This is a genomic window from Streptomyces sp. NPDC002130, assembly GCF_040296465.1.
In the GTDB taxonomy this organism is placed as follows: domain Bacteria; phylum Actinomycetota; class Actinomycetes; order Streptomycetales; family Streptomycetaceae; genus Streptomyces.
On sequence record NZ_JBEOXI010000006.1, the window covers coordinates 32,527 to 46,201 of the forward strand.

Annotated in this window: 16 protein-coding genes and 1 tRNA gene; 6 read left to right on the plus strand and 11 right to left on the minus strand. The window is 72.0% G+C overall.

The window, feature by feature from the left end:
* The first annotated feature begins 8 nt into the window (after window positions 1-8).
* Window positions 9-82: transfer RNA gene (locus ABT116_RS02115), tRNA-Thr, on the plus strand.
* Window positions 83-153: 71 nt separating this feature from the next.
* Here ABT116_RS02115 and ABT116_RS02120 read toward each other — a convergent pair.
* Together ABT116_RS02120 and ABT116_RS02125 are read right to left on the minus strand one after the other, a co-directional pair.
* Window positions 154-804: a L,D-transpeptidase gene (locus tag ABT116_RS02120; protein WP_351626518.1), complete on the minus strand. Its 651-nt coding sequence runs from the start codon at window positions 802-804 to the stop codon at window positions 154-156.
* Window positions 794-1,306 carry a SigE family RNA polymerase sigma factor gene (locus ABT116_RS02125; protein WP_351626521.1) on the minus strand — a complete coding sequence of 171 codons (513 nt, stop codon included), beginning with the start codon at window positions 1,304-1,306 and terminating at the stop codon, window positions 794-796. Before ABT116_RS02125 ends, ABT116_RS02120 begins: the two co-directional genes overlap by 11 nt.
* 149 nt (window positions 1,307-1,455) lie before the next feature.
* Here ABT116_RS02125 and ABT116_RS02130 point away from each other — a divergent pair, with 149 nt between their 5' ends.
* Window positions 1,456-1,839, plus strand: coding sequence for an SH3 domain-containing protein (locus ABT116_RS02130; RefSeq protein WP_351626523.1), 384 nt, complete (start codon window positions 1,456-1,458; stop codon window positions 1,837-1,839).
* A gap of 71 nt (window positions 1,840-1,910) precedes the next feature.
* Here the strand turns inward: ABT116_RS02130 and ABT116_RS02135 are convergent, their stop codons facing one another.
* The 3 genes from ABT116_RS02135 to ABT116_RS02145 form a co-directional block, all read right to left on the minus strand.
* Complete coding sequence (locus ABT116_RS02135; protein WP_502983804.1) at window positions 1,911-2,837, minus strand: aminoglycoside phosphotransferase family protein; 927 nt, start codon at window positions 2,835-2,837, stop codon at window positions 1,911-1,913.
* Window positions 2,838-2,879: 42 nt separating this feature from the next.
* Window positions 2,880-3,863 carry a zinc-binding dehydrogenase gene (locus tag ABT116_RS02140; RefSeq protein ID WP_351626529.1) on the minus strand — a complete coding sequence of 328 codons (984 nt, stop codon included), beginning with the start codon at window positions 3,861-3,863 and terminating at the stop codon, window positions 2,880-2,882.
* A gap of 62 nt (window positions 3,864-3,925) precedes the next feature.
* A complete protein-coding gene (locus tag ABT116_RS02145; RefSeq protein ID WP_351626531.1) occupies window positions 3,926-5,086 on the minus strand; it encodes an FAD-dependent oxidoreductase in 1,161 nt (386 codons plus the stop codon).
* Between the two features lie 129 nt (window positions 5,087-5,215).
* Here ABT116_RS02145 and ABT116_RS02150 point away from each other — a divergent pair, with 129 nt between their 5' ends.
* Window positions 5,216-5,893 (plus strand): pentapeptide repeat-containing protein, encoded by a 678-nt coding sequence (locus tag ABT116_RS02150; protein ID WP_351626533.1) that lies wholly within the window; start codon window positions 5,216-5,218, stop codon window positions 5,891-5,893.
* A gap of 26 nt (window positions 5,894-5,919) precedes the next feature.
* On the opposite strand, the gene ABT116_RS02155 is transcribed toward ABT116_RS02150, so the two are convergent.
* Both ABT116_RS02155 and ABT116_RS02160 read right to left on the minus strand, forming a co-directional pair.
* The gene (locus ABT116_RS02155; RefSeq protein WP_351626535.1) at window positions 5,920-6,576 is read right to left on the minus strand and encodes a hypothetical protein; all 657 of its coding nucleotides are present in this window, start codon (window positions 6,574-6,576) and stop codon (window positions 5,920-5,922) included.
* Between the two features lie 79 nt (window positions 6,577-6,655).
* Entirely contained in the window at window positions 6,656-7,156 is a 501-nt protein-coding gene (locus ABT116_RS02160; protein WP_184910036.1) for a hypothetical protein, read from the minus strand.
* Window positions 7,157-7,163: 7 nt separating this feature from the next.
* Between ABT116_RS02160 and ABT116_RS02165 the strand changes: the two genes are divergently transcribed.
* Window positions 7,164-8,609 (plus strand): M1 family metallopeptidase, encoded by a 1,446-nt coding sequence (locus ABT116_RS02165; protein ID WP_351626593.1) that lies wholly within the window; start codon window positions 7,164-7,166, stop codon window positions 8,607-8,609.
* Between the two features lie 4 nt (window positions 8,610-8,613).
* Here the strand turns inward: ABT116_RS02165 and ABT116_RS02170 are convergent, their stop codons facing one another.
* Both ABT116_RS02170 and ABT116_RS02175 read right to left on the minus strand, forming a co-directional pair.
* Complete coding sequence (locus ABT116_RS02170; RefSeq protein ID WP_351626537.1) at window positions 8,614-9,126, minus strand: GNAT family N-acetyltransferase; 513 nt, start codon at window positions 9,124-9,126, stop codon at window positions 8,614-8,616.
* A gap of 169 nt (window positions 9,127-9,295) precedes the next feature.
* Complete coding sequence (locus ABT116_RS02175) at window positions 9,296-9,871, minus strand: TerD family protein (protein ID WP_033312269.1); 576 nt, start codon at window positions 9,869-9,871, stop codon at window positions 9,296-9,298.
* A 159-nt stretch (window positions 9,872-10,030) separates the two neighbouring features.
* On the opposite strand from ABT116_RS02175, the gene arfB reads away from it, so the two are divergent.
* The gene (arfB, locus tag ABT116_RS02180) at window positions 10,031-10,468 is read left to right on the plus strand and encodes an alternative ribosome rescue aminoacyl-tRNA hydrolase ArfB (RefSeq protein WP_351626540.1); all 438 of its coding nucleotides are present in this window, start codon (window positions 10,031-10,033) and stop codon (window positions 10,466-10,468) included.
* 42 nt (window positions 10,469-10,510) lie between these two features.
* Here arfB and ABT116_RS02185 read toward each other — a convergent pair whose 3' ends face one another.
* Together ABT116_RS02185 and ABT116_RS02190 are read right to left on the minus strand one after the other, a co-directional pair.
* Entirely contained in the window at window positions 10,511-10,978 is a 468-nt protein-coding gene (locus ABT116_RS02185) for a GNAT family N-acetyltransferase (protein ID WP_351626542.1), read from the minus strand.
* Window positions 10,979-11,024: 46 nt separating this feature from the next.
* Window positions 11,025-11,609, minus strand: coding sequence for a flavin reductase family protein (locus tag ABT116_RS02190; RefSeq protein WP_351626545.1), 585 nt, complete (start codon window positions 11,607-11,609; stop codon window positions 11,025-11,027).
* Between the two features lie 337 nt (window positions 11,610-11,946).
* On the opposite strand from ABT116_RS02190, the gene cdgB reads away from it, so the two are divergent.
* Window positions 11,947-13,605, plus strand: a complete 1,659-nt coding sequence (cdgB, locus tag ABT116_RS02195) for a diguanylate cyclase CdgB (RefSeq protein WP_351626547.1) — start codon at window positions 11,947-11,949, stop codon at window positions 13,603-13,605.
* Window positions 13,606-13,675 lie beyond the last annotated feature (70 nt).

Sequence of the window (13,675 nt, forward strand, 5' to 3'; positions counted from 1 at the left end):
CGGCACCCGCCTCCTTAGCTCAGCTGGCCAGAGCAACGCACTTGTAATGCGTAGGTCGTCGGTTCGAATCCGACAGGGGGCTCTGTTGAAACCCCAGGTCGGATGCTGTCTGACCTGGGGTTTTGTTGTCAGCGGTCTTGAGCGTGCTCGGCCTCAGCCCGGGGCCGGGCCTGTGCGGCTGATGCGGACGACGTCGCCGGGCTGCAGCAGCTGGTAGCACCACTTCGCGTCCGCCGAGCGCAGCCCGATCCAGCCGTGTGTGACGTCGCGCTCGCCGGGGGCCTGCTCGTTGAAGGTCAGGGCGACGAGGTAGTTGGTCGTGCCGTCGGCGGCCCGCAGCTCGACCACCCAGCGCATGGCGACGTCGTACTCCTCGCCCAGCCCGACGGTCGCGCCCGGCAAGCGCCGTTCGGGGTACTTGGCGACGACGGTCATCCGGCCGGTCGGCGTCGGATGCTGGGCGGTGCCGCCGGATACGGGCAACCGGCGCCCGGACAGAGTGAGTTCGTGGTGCGTGAGGTCGACCGTCGCCGTTGCCTGCCGCTGTGGCGGTGACGGCCGTGGTGGCGCGGTGGCGCTCGCGGCGGCGGGTGGTGCGGGGCGGGCGTCGTCGTGACCGGTGAACGCCACCGCCAGACCACCGGCGAGGGCCAGTGCGACGGCGGCGGCCCCGCCCGCGTACGCCGCACGGCGCCGGCGTCCACGGCGCTCGGCCAGCCGTCTGATCTCCTGCGCCGGCACCGACGGGGCGGCCCGATGCCGGTCGGCGACCTCGTGCAGCAGGTCGGTGAGGTCATCGGACACGGTCGCCCTCCTTCTCACCGCTGTTCCGCTCGGGGTCGTCGAGATGCACGGCGAGCGCGGCCCTGCCGCGTGACAGGCGGGCCTTGACCGTTCCCACGGCCGCGCCGGTCTCGGAGGCTACCTGTTCCACACTCAGGTCGCACAAATGGTGCAGAACGATCGCGGTGCGCTGTGCCTGCGGCAGCCTGCGCAGGGCCTGGACCAGCGCGGTGTGCTCCGGGCCGGGGCCCGGTACATGCTCGGGGGCCGCGTGGTGGCGCACCAGCTCCAGCCAGCGCCGGGCACGACGCCAGCGGCTGACCGCGAGCCGTACCGCGACCGTACGCACCCACGCCTCCGGTGCCTCGTCGGTCAGCATCTCGCGCCGCCGGTCCCAGGCGCGCACGAACGCTTCCTGGACGACGTCCTGCGCCTCTGCCAGATCCCCCGTCACGGCGTAGACCCGCCCGACCAGCCGCGGGAAGGCCGAGGCGTAGAAGATGTCGAACTCCTCCTCCGTCATGCCCCGTTGCGCCCCCGTGTGGTCCTCGTCCGGAAGTCCGGGAAAAGAATCCCGTATCCGCTGCAACCCGACTGCCGTGCCGTGCGTACAGGTGGCGTACATGGAAGCACAGGCAGCGAGTTGCGCGTGATCGAAGGAGACAGACGACGATGCAGCGTTTCACCTCACGTTCGCGGATCAAGCTCATGACGGCGGCGGCCGCGGCGATCCTCGTCGGGGCCGGTACGGCGGCTCCGGCGGTCGCCGCGCCGGGCCAGCAGGCCGAGCGGGCCGCCGCGACCGTGCGTGCCAGCCAGACGGTCGTCACCTGGATCAACGGCAACGTGCGGATCGGGCCGGCGGTGGGCTACCGGATCGCCTACACCGTCGCGGCGAACCAGAGCCTCAGCGCCGAATGCTGGCTCGTGGGCGGTCCCGTCACCGCCAACGGCATCAGCCACGACAAGTGGGTGCTGCTGTCGGACGGCAACTACATCTGGGGCGGCCTGCTCAAGGGCAACGAGGTGGGCAACGTGTCCAGGCCCTGCTTCTGACGGACCGGCACCGGGCCGCGGTACGACGAGGGGGGTACCGCGGCCCGGGGCTGTTCGCTTCCCCTCCCGCGTCAGCGGTCGCGACCGCGCAGCCGCCGGGCGATCTCCAGCTGGGCGTCGTCGACGGGCCGGGCGTCCTCGATGTCCCACAGGGTGTTCTGGAGGAGGCGGGCGAGGGTCCAGGCTCGGGCTCGGGGGCGGTCCAGGGTGAGGATGTCGGTCATGGCGTCGAAGCGCCAGAGGATGTCGTCCGGGTCGTAGCGGTTGTCGAGGGCGGGCCACAGTTCGAAGCCGGGGTCGCCGGCGAGGGGCTTGGGGTCGATCGCGAGCCAGGGGGCGCGGCCGGAGGCGAGGACGTTCTCGTCGTGGAGGTCCCAGTGCAGGAGGCGGTCGCCCGGCTCGTCCATGACCTCGCGTACGGCTGCCGCGCAGTCGGAGATCAGGCGGCGGGCCTCCGGGTCGGGGATGCGGGCGAGGGCCCAGGGGGTCCGGTCCAGCATGCCGCGGGCGATGTCGCCGAGGCGGCGCATGCCGGGCGGGGCCGGGAAGGACGTGAGGTGGGCCAGGAGCTCGGCGATGGTGACAACGGCCTCATGGGCGTCCGGCACGTGGGACAGCATGCGGGTCTCGTCGAGGCGTTCCAGCAGCATGGTGCCGGTGGGTTCGTCGTGGTCGAGGAGACGGACGGCTCCGTCGCCGTTCCAGGCGCGCAGCGCGACCGGTTCGCCCTCGCTCTCCTCGTCGAGGATCTGGAGCTTGAGGACCGCCGGGGTGCCGTCGGCGGTCTGGATGACCGGGAGGACCAGGGCGGAGACGCCGTGCATGGATGGTCCGTCGGGTCTGAGGTCCCAATGGTCGAGGAAGCGGGCCGACTGCTCCGGCAGTCCGGCGATGAAGACGCGGCCCGCCTCGCCGTTGAACTTCTCCTGTGATGCCGCCAGTTCCCGGGGGATGTCGATCACTCCCGGCACGGTAGTGGGGCGTGCCGGGCGGGGCATGCGATTTTGCGGGGGGCGTATCAACCTGGTCGCCGGGGCCGGTCAGGGCTCCAGAACCACCTTTCCCGTGGTGCCCCGGTTCTCCAGCGCCCGGTGCGCCGCCGCGGCCTCGGCGAGCGGGAAGCGCTGTACCGCCGGGGTGAGCCGGCCGGACGCGGCCTCGGTGAGGGCGCGCAGTTCGAGGGTGCGAAGGGGGTCGGGTCCGCCGGCCCTCCCCAGCATCGCCGGGCCGAGGACCTGCTCGGAGACGCCGTCGACGAGGTAGGGGCCGCCGTCCCGGATGCCCTCGCCGGACCAGCCGAAGACGATGTGCCTGCCGCCGGGGCCGAGGAGGGCGACGGCCTCGCGGGCGACGTCGCCGCCGACGCCGTCGAAGACGACGGTCGCGGTCCGGCCGCCGAGGTGCGCGCGGACCTTCGCGGGCCAGGCGGGGTCCTTGTAGTCGACGGCGAGATCGGCGCCGCCCGCCTGCACCCGGGCGGTCTTCTCCGGCCCGCCCGCGAGGCCCACGACTCTCGCCCCGGCGTTCTTGGCGTACTGCACGAGGAGGGTGCCGATGCCTCCGGCGGCGGCCGGGACGACGACCACGGAGTCGGGGCCGAGGTCGGCGAACTGCAGGATCCCCATCGCCGTACGGCCCGTGCCGATCATGGCCACGGCCTCGGCGAAGTCCAGGTTGCCGGGGATCTCGTGCAGGCGCTGGGCCTCGGTGACGGCCAGTTCGGCGTAGCCGCCCGGGACGAAGCCGAGGTGGGCGACGACCCGCTTGCCGAGCCACGGCCCGGCGACGCCCTCGCCCAGGGACTCGACGACACCGGCGACCTCGCGGCCGGGGACGGTGGGCAGGGTCGCCGGCTCGTTCGCCGGGCCGCCCGGCATGCCCTCGCGCAGGGCGGCGTCCAGGAGGTGGACGCCCGCCGCGCGTACGGCGATCCGCACCTGGCCGGGGCCCGGGCGGGGGTCCTCGACCTGCTCGTAGGTGAGGTTCTCGGCCGGGCCGAAGGCGTGCAGGCGGATGGCGTGCATGACAGCTCCTCTGGTTCGTTCGCTTCCTCTGACGGGGCGTTCGATGCGACCAGCTTTCACCCTCAAGCTTGCTTGAGGTCAAGCTCGCGTCGGCCGAGGGCCAGGGAGACCGCCGTCAGGGCGCTGTTGAAGGACACCTCCGACAGCACGCCCGGGGCCGCGACCTGGTCGCCGGCGAGGTAGACCCCGTCGCCCCGGTCCACGGCCGGCCGGTCGCGCCAGCTGGTGCCGGGCGGATCGACCGCGCCGGTACGGCCGTTGGCGACCGACTCGCGCCGCCAGGTGACGCGCTCGCGCCAGCCCGGGAAACCGAGGTCCAGCAGCTGCTCGGCGCGGGCGGTGCCGTCGGCCTTGGACTCGTGCGGGGCGAGGGGGATCTGGCCCTGGATCAGCTGCTCCCCGGCCGGTGCCAGGCTGCGGTCCTGGGCGGTGAACCGCTCCAGCCAGCCGGGTGCGTCCAGGTCGGAGACCGCGAAGGCGTCCCCGCGCCGGGTGCGCACGGCCAGGTCGACGAGGGCGGTACGGCCGCTCGGCCAGCTCAGGGAGTCGTCGCCGAGCAGGCGGCGGGCGGCGTCGAGGGAGGTGGCGACGACGACAGGCGTGTCGGTGGGGAGCGTGTCGACGCGGGACAGCGTCTCCATCCTGACGCCCAGGTTCCAGGCGCGGGCGGCCATCCGGTCGATGAGGCTCGCCCAGCCGCCGCGCGGGTAGTGCGCCTCGGGCGGCAGCTTGGTGGCCCGGCGCAACCGCTGCTGCACGAATGCGGCCGACAGCGACCCGGGGTCGTGGTGGAACAGGGCGACCGCCGAGTAGTGGGCGGCGGCCCGGGCCCCCTCCTCGCCCGCGACGCCCGTCGCCCAGGTGAGGAAGTCGGCGTCGACGGGGGCCTGCCGGCCCGTCCGGCGCAGCAGTTTCAGCATCGGGAAGGGCGGGGTGCGGCGCAGCACGCCGTGGTGCCGCAGCCGGAGCCGGGCCGCCTCCAGGGGCGGGAGCGGGGCGAGCGGGCCGATGAGGTCGCGCTGCTTCAGCCAGGCCCAGTGCGGGCCGCCGTTGTAGAGGGCGTGCGGGCCCTCGTTGGTGCGGTACGGGCCCTCGGCGGTGCGCGCCCGGCCGCCGAGGGTGTGGTGGGCCTCGTGGACGGTGACCTTGGCGCCGGCCTCGGCAGCGGTGATGGCCGCGGTCAGTCCGGCGAAGCCGCCGCCGATGACGGTGATGCGATGCATGACTGTGGATCTCCCTCGGGTCGGGGCCGCCTTCTGGGAGTACGACCGATCGAGGGCGCCGGAATGTGACACCACCGGTGTCCGCGCAGGTCAGGGCCCTTTGTCAGTGGCGGAGTGCAGGATGGGGGCATGGCGAGGAGAGCGGCGGGCGGTACGGGTGTGAAGGGTGCGCGGCGACCGGAGGTGCGGCTGCCGGCGCTGGAGCCGTACGGGGGCGGGGAGCTGGAGCCGGACGGGGACTACGACGGGCTGGAGTTCCGGGACGCCGACCTGTCCGGGCAGGACGGATCGTGCGCCCGTTTCATGGACTGCGCCCTGACGGGCTGCGCGCTGGACGAGACCCGGCTGCGGCACGCCCGTTTCCTGGATGCGGCCCTCACCGGCGTCCGGGGCGTCGGCACCGACCTCGCCGAGGCGACCCTGCGCGATGTGGAGCTGACCGACGCCCGGCTCGGCGGACCGCAGCTGCACGGGGCGGTGCTGGAGCGGGTGCTGATCCGCGGCGGCAAGTTCGACTATCTGAACCTGCGCACGGCCCGGCTCAGAGACGTCGTCTTCGAGGGCTGCGTCCTGGTCGAGCCGGACTTCGGCGGAGCCCGCCTGGAGCGCGTGGAGTTCGTGGACTGCGCCCTGAAGGGCGCCGACCTGCACGCGGCGACCCTCACGGACGTCGACCTGCGCGGCGCCGCGTCCCTGGAGATCAGCCGCGGCCTCGACCGGCTGTCGGGGGCGGTGATCAGCACGGCACAGCTGCTGGATCTGGCGCCCGTGCTGGCCGCTCAGTGGGGGATCCGGGTGGAGGGCTGACGCGCCGCCCGGCACCGCGGAGGGGCTCAGGTCTCGTACCAGCCCAGCGAGCCGGCCTCCTCCGCCGGGTCGTATGACTGGTGCAGCGCTATGAGGGCGTTGACCAGGCGCGGGTCCAGGTCGTGCCGCAGCATCCGGTAGTCCTCGGCCACCGCGCGGAAGACCAGGTGGGCGCCGCGGGAGGAGTCCCGCCAGATGATGCGCCGGGGCGGGCGGAAACCGTCGTCGGCTTCCGCCATCAGGACCCACAGCAGGAACAGCAGACGGACGGGCAGCCCCAGAGGCCACCACAGCGCCCACCACACGAGACGGCCCGCGTAGCCGTGGAGGACGGGCCCGGCGACAGGCTCCACGGTCCAGCGCTTGCGTCCCCAGCGGAAGGCGCGGCGCCGCCGGAAGGTGATCCGGCCGAGCGGCGCGCCGTGGGGATCCAGGACGTGGTACACCGCCGGGCGCCCGCTCAGCCGTGTGCCCAGGGGCTGTTCCGTGACCACACGGGCTACCGGTGTGCCGTCCTCGGCGCGCAGATGGAAGGCCCGGATCGAGCGAAGCCGGTCCGGAGCGGGACTGTCGAGGTCGCGGCTGAGCCGCGCGGAAGTGCCCTGCCCCGCTCCGTCGTCGCCGACCACGGCCGGTGGGTGCGCCTTGTGGTTCAGGTGGTACGTCACGCGCCTCGTGGTCATGCGCCCCGTGGTCATGCTCCCGCTCCCCGTGTCAGGTACTGATCACCGGCGATGGTGTCATCGCGGTCGCTGGAACGCGTCAGGAGACCCGGGGGAAGCGGGCCTGGAGGGTCCAGATGGCCGGGTTCTCCGCGAGGTCGTCGTGCAGGTCGGTGAGGTCGGCGATCAGGTCGTGCAGGAAGTCCCGTGCCTCGCGGCGCAGTTCGCTGTGGGAGACGGTCAGCGCGGGCTCCTCCGCGCGCATCCAGTCGGCCTCGATGTCCACCCAGCCGAAGCGGCGCTCGAACAGCATCCGGTCCGTCGACTCGGTGAAGTCCAGCTCCGCCCGCTGCGGCCGGGACGCCCTGGAGCCCGCCGGATCCCGGTCGATCCGCTCCACGATGTCGCACAGCGCCCACGCGAAGTCGAGCACCGGCACCCATCCCCAGGCTGTGGACACCTCGTGATCCGTCTTGGTGTCCGCCAGGTAGACGTCCCCGCAGAACAGGTCGTGCCGCAGTGCCCGGACGTCCGCGCGGCGGTAGTCGGTCTGCGGCGGGTCGGGGAAGCGGTTGGAGAGGGCGTAGCCGATGTCGAGCACGGAGGTGATGGTGTCACGCGCCCGTAGGATCGCGAACGTGGCCCGATCTGTACGCCTTGTCCCCACGCTGCCCGCAGCCACCCTGCTCGTCTGCTCCCTCGTCCTCACCGCCTGCGGCGGCGGGGTGCACGGCACCCCGGGCGGCTCCGGCGTCCGGGACCCCTACTTCCCGAAGGCCGGCAACGGCGGCTACGACGTCACCCACTACGGACTGCGTCTCGCCTACGACCCCGGAGCCCACCACCTCACCGGCACGGCCACCCTCACCGCCCGCGCGACCAAGGACCTCTCCGCCTTCAACCTCGACCTGCTCGGCATGGAGGTCGAGCGGATCACCGTCGGCCGCGAGGTCGCCCGCTGGAACCGCGCCGGGCAGGAGCTCACCGTCCGGCCGCACGGCGACATCGACCGGGACGACACGTTCCGCGTGACCGTCCGCTACTCCGGAGCCCCCGAGACCGTCACCGACCCGGACGGTTCCGAGGAGGGCTGGGTGCGCACCCCGGACGGGGCGCTCGCGCTGGGCGAGCCGACGGGGTCGATGGCGTGGTTCCCCGGCAATCACCACCCCTCCGACAAGGCGGCGTACGACCTCACGGTGACCGTGCCGAAGGGGCTGCGGGCCGTCTCCAACGGGGAGTTGCGGAGCGAGACGACCGAGCGGGGGCGTACGACGTCCGTGTGGCACACCGGTGAGCCGATGGCGAGCTACCTCGCCACCCTCGCGATCGGCCGCTTCGACATCAGCCGCTCCCGGGCCGGGGACCTGCCCGTGTACACGGCCGTCGACCCGGTCGAGGCGGCGGCGAGCCGGCCCGTGCTCGGGCGGCTTCCCGAGGTGCTGCGGTGGTCGGAGCGGCGATTCGGGCCGTACCCCTTCGCCACGACCGGCGTGATCGTCGACCGCGCGGGCTTCGTCGGCTACGCCCTGGAGACCCAGAGCCGGCCGGTGTTCCCCGGCGCCCCCGACATCACGTTCCTCGTCCATGAGCTCGCCCACCAGTGGTACGGCGACTCCGTCACGCCCGAGAGCTGGCGGGACATGTGGCTCAACGAGGGGTTCGCGCGGTACGCGGAGTGGCTGTGGGAGGAGGACCACGGAGGACGGAGCGCGCAGGAGACGTTCGACGCGGTGTACTCCGGCGCGCACTTCGACACGGAGGAGGCCGGGGAGGAGATCTGGGAGTTCCCGCCGGCGGACCCGCCGAGCGCCGCGCGGATCTCCGGCCCTCCGGTGTACTGGCGGGGGGCGATGGTGCTGCAGAAGGTGCGGCAGGCGGTCGGGGACGAGCGGTTCTTCTCGATCCTCAAGGGGTGGGCGGCGACGTACCGGTACGGGAACGCCGACACCGCCGACTTCACGGCCTACGTCGAGAAGCAGGCGCCCGGCGCGGACTTGGAGCAGGTCTGGGAGGACTGGCTGTACGGGGACGGCAAGCCGGAGCGGCCCTGAGGCCTCACGGGGTGGTCAGTTCCTTGCGAAGGACCGTGCAGGGGCGTCCGTGCTGCAGATCCTCACGGTGGTCGACGACCTGGTAGCCGAGGGCGGTCCAGAAGGCCAGGGCCTTCGGGTTGTTCGCCAGGACGGCCAGGCGGACCGCGCTGCGGCCGGTAGCGCGGAAGCGGTCCTCCACGAGTGCGGCCAAGCGGCGGCCGTGGCCCTGGCCGTGCAGAGGCGCGTCCACCATCAGCAAGCCGATCCAGGGGTCCGGGTCGGCGGGGTCGGGGTGGTGGGCGAGGGTGACGGCGATGCCGATGAGCCGGCCGAAGCTGCGGGCGAGCAGGATCTCGGTGCCGGGTTGCTCCCGTTCCTCCGACAGTGCGGCGGCGACCTGCTCGGGGCGGATGTCCTTCGGGTCGGGGAAGTCGCCGGTCAGGGTGTGGAACGCGTGGTTGGAGGCGTAGAGGGCGGTCAGCTCGGCGAGGAGGGGATCGCCGAGGGGGGCCGCCGGCAGAAGGTCGAGGATCACGTGGGGAACGTACCCGGGTGGGGAGGATTTCGACGCGCCGTAGGGGCTCAGGTGCTCTGTTCGGTGCGGGCAGGTTGTGGCTGGTGGCGCAGTTCCCCGCGCCCTCGAGGAGGACCCCCCGGGCCGGTTGTCCGGCCCGGGGGGTCTCTTCACAACGCTCAGGCGTGTGTCAGACGTTCACGCCGAAGTCCTGGGCGATGCCGACCAGGCCCGAGGCGTAGCCCTGGCCGACGGCGCGGAACTTCCACTCGGCGCCGTTGCGGTAGAGCTCGCCGAAGACCATGGCCGTCTCCGTCGCCGCGTCCTCCGACAGGTCGTAGCGGGCGATCTCCGCGCCGCCGGCCTGGTTGACGATGCGGATGTAGGCGTTGCGGACCTGGCCGAAGTTCTGGCTGCGGTTCTCGGCGTCGTAGATCGAGACCGGGAACACGATCTTGTCGATGTCGGCCGGGAGGGCGGCGAGGTTGACGTTGATCGCCTCGTCGTCGCCGGCGCCCTCACCCGTGCGGTTGTCGCCGGTGTGGACGATGGTGTTGTCCGGCGTCTGCTTGTTGTTGAAGAAGACGAAGTGGGCGTCCGAGTAGACCTTGCCCTGCGTGTTGACCGCGATCGCCGAGGCGTCGAGGTCGAAGTCCGTGCCGGTGGTGGTGCGGACGTCCCAGCCGAGGCCCACGGTGACGTCGGTCAGGCCCGGAGCCTCCTTGGTGAGCGAGACGTTGCCACCCTTGGACAGGCTTACAGCCATTGTTGGGAGTCCCTTCCCTCGTTTACGTGCGGCAAAGAAGCTGCGGCACCGAAGCTACAGCTACCCCCATGAACGTGGAGAGGGGTACGCGAGGTTCCAGGTCCTTTACTTTCTTTACTCGCGATATTCGGGTGACGTGGACGGGACAGGAGCGGGAACATGGACGGCATGTCCGGTCCCCATGTCATCCGCGGCTCCGTCTCCCTGCCCGAGGCCGAGCTCATGTGGCGTTTCTCGCGGTCGTCGGGGCCGGGCGGGCAGCACGTCAACACCAGCGACTCGAAGGTCGAGCTGAGCTTCGACCTGGCGAAGACCGAGGCGCTGCCCGCGGTGTGGAAGCAGCGTGCCCTGGAGCGGCTGGCCGGGCGCCTGGTCGACGGGATCGTCACCGTACGGTCCTCCGAGCACCGCTCCCAGTGGCGCAACCGCGAGGCCGCCGCCGTACGCCTCACCGCGCTCCTGGCCGAGGCCACCGCGCCCCCGCCCAAGCCCCGCAAGCCGACCCGGATCCCCCGGGGCATCAACGAGCGCCGGCTGCGGGAGAAGAAGCAGCGCTCGGAGACGAAGCAGGGGCGCTCCGCGCGGAACTGGGGCTGAGGGTGTTGCAGAAGGCTTAGGGCAGTTCCATGACGGCTGGGGTCACGGCAGTTCCAGGACCGCCACCGTCTGGCCCCCGCTGGTCTCCCCGTTCGGGCGGAAGCCCAGTCCCAGGTAGAACCGTTCCGGGCCGTCGGGCCCCGGGTGCCAGGTGACGTAGAGCTCTTTGCCGCCGCGCCGGCGCAGTTCGGCCGCCACCGACTCGACGGCGAACCGGCCGTACCCCTTGCCCTGCTGATCAGCCGCGATGTTCAGCCGCCACAGGCCCGAGCGGCGGACGCTGCCGTCCTCGTACCAGTCGATGTCGAGGAAGGCCATGAGGAAGCCGACCGGGCGGTCGCCGTCGACGATCAGGCGGGGCCAGGCGGCGCCGGGATGGACGTAGGCCTCGGCGAGGGACTTCACGACGGGTGCGACCGCGTGGTCCTGGTCGGGACGGACGCGGATACCGAGGGCGGTGTCGAGATTGGCGGCGGTGATCTCTTCGAGGCGCGGGCCGGTCGTGGTCATGCGCGCACCCTAGGCAGGCGGTTCGCGCCCGGGGCAACGGGTTTTCTCAGCCCAACTGCCGGTACCGGCCCCGGAAATACGTCAGCGGGCCCCCCTCCGCGCTCGGCACCCCTGCCGTCAGCACGCGGCCGATGACCAGCGTGTGGTCGCCCGCCCGGACCCGCTGCTCGGTGCGGCACTCCAGGACGGCCAGGGCGCCGCCGACCAGCGGGGAGCCGGTGTACTCGCCGCGCGTGCAGGGGATGTCCGCGAACAGCAGCCGGTCGCTGACGCGGCCCTTCATCGCGAAGCGGCCCGCGATGTGCCGCTGGCTCTCGGAGAGGACCGAGACCGCCCACAGCTCCTGCTCCTCCAGCAGCTCGTCCATGCGGGAGCCCTCACGCAGGCTCACCAGCACCAGGGGCGGGTCCAGGGACACCGACATGAAGGCCGTGGCCGTCATGCCCACGTCCTCGCCGCCCGGCGCCGTGGGGTCGTCCGGGTCGAGCGGCGGCTCCTGCGCGGTCACCAGGACCACGCCCGAGGCCAGCCGGGACATGGCGGCGCGGAACTCGTCGTTGCTCACCCCCTCAGCATGCCCGGAGGCGGGCGACGGAATGATCGGGGACGTGGCAGCGGGAGTGTTCGGCACACCCGGAACGCTAATCTCCGCCCCGCGGGCCCCGCATCGGACTCCCGCCCGATCACGGTCTTAGGACCACCGACGGACATCCGCGGTCGTGTGACGGGTACCGGGGAAATACATGGGCGCAACCTGACAAAGTTTGCGTTCGGTAGACGCACGCGAAAACGCAGAAACTCCACTCAATTGTTCAGGTTTGCCTGTGACTTGAGTCACAAGGGGCAGGAATTGTTGACCCTGTGTACCGAGTGAGCAGCGCGCTGTGATTCAGTGGCGGGGAAGCTGCCAGGGCGATACGCCGACGAGAACCCTTGAATCGCTGCGAGTACTCGGGGGGAGGGCGAGCATGGAGACCGAGTCGGAGCCCTACGTCCGTCTTGCGTCCCTGCGACAACTGCACCAGGTCATGGCCGACATGAACACGGCCCGCAGCCTGGCGGACACACTGCAGACCGTCGCGGAGGGCGTCGTCACCGCCCTCGGGTACGAGCTGGCGTGCGTGAACCTCGTACGGCCGGACGGCGACCTCGTCGTCGCCGCCTTCGCCGGGAACCCCGCCGCCGAGGCCCTCATCACCGGCCGTGTCGGCTCGCGCGAGTCCTGGGAGCGCCGCCTCGGCATGGGCGAGCACTGGGGCGACCTGGTGTTCATACCGCACACCGAGGGCTGGGTCCTCGACGACGACGACGTCCCGCAGTGGTACACCGACGGCCCCGCCCCCCGCTTCGAGGACGAGTGGCACCCGGCCGACCGCCTCTTCGCCCCCATGTACGCGCCCGGTCCGCAGGGCAGCGCGGCGGGCGGCGAACTGATCGGCGTGCTCTCCGTGGACCGGCCGCGCAACGGCCGCCGACCCGGAGCCTGGGGCCGCGAGGCGCTCCAGATGTACGCCTTCCAGGCCGCCATCGCCATCAGCAACGCCCGGCTGCGCGCCAACATGCAGCGCGCGCTGGTCCGCCTGGAGCGCGAGCAGCAGGCACTGCGGGCGAGCGAGGAAAGCTTCCGGCAGGCCTTCGAGTACGCACCTTCCGGCATGGCCATCGCCGAGATGGGCGGCGACCAGCACGGCCGGATCCTGCGCACCAACGACGCGCTGTGCCGACTGCTGGGCCGCCCCGCCTCCGCGATGCGCCGCTACTCCTTCTCCGACCTGGTCCACCCCGAGGACATAGGCACCCTGCTGCGCACCTCGGCGGAGGGCGGACGCGCGGAGCTGCGCCTCGGCCGCCGGGACGGCACGTACGTCTGGGTCAGCCTGCGCAACAGCGTGGTCGCCGACGCCGCCGACGGCCCGCGCTTCCTCCTCACCCACGTCGAGGACATCGAGGAGCGCAAGCGCCGCGAGCTCCAGCTCGCCCACCGCGCCTCGCACGACTCGCTCACCGGCCTGCCGAACTCCGCGGAGCTGCGCTCGCGCCTGTCCGCCCGGCTCTGTCAACGCGCGTCATCCCCGCACACCGCCGTGGAATCCGTCGACGCGGCCTACGGCCATCCCGACTTCGACGTGGTCGGGCCCGGCTTCGACTTCCGGCAGAGCGCCGAGCCGTACGACGCCTACGACCACCATGTGCACACCGTCGCCCCGGACGGGGGCCACGACGACGGCACCAAGGGGCTCGCCGTGCTCTTCTGCGACCTCGACGGCTTCAAGTCGATCAACGACCGGTTCGGGCACAACGCGGGTGACGCGGTTCTCATCGAGGTCGCCCGGCGGCTGAGCAACGGCGTCCGCGACGGTGACACCGTCGCCCGGCTCGGGGGTGACGAATTCGTCATCCTGGCCGACGGGCTCGGCCGCGCCGACGCGCAGGACCTCGCGGTCCGCCTCCGCAACGAGATCATCCAGCCCATCCGTGCCGAGGGGCGGGCCGTCCGGGTCGGTGCCAGCTTCGGCATCGGATGGGCACACTGTGGAATGACGGCGGACGAAGTGTTGAAATCCGCTGACGAGCGGATGTACGTCGAGAAACGATCTCGTCCCAAACAACACAGACGCGCCGGGTGAATCCCTGGTCAGCGAGTTGATGCGGTCTGGGTCACCCGTTTGGGTCTCTGGGAGCGGGTAGGCTCGCTAA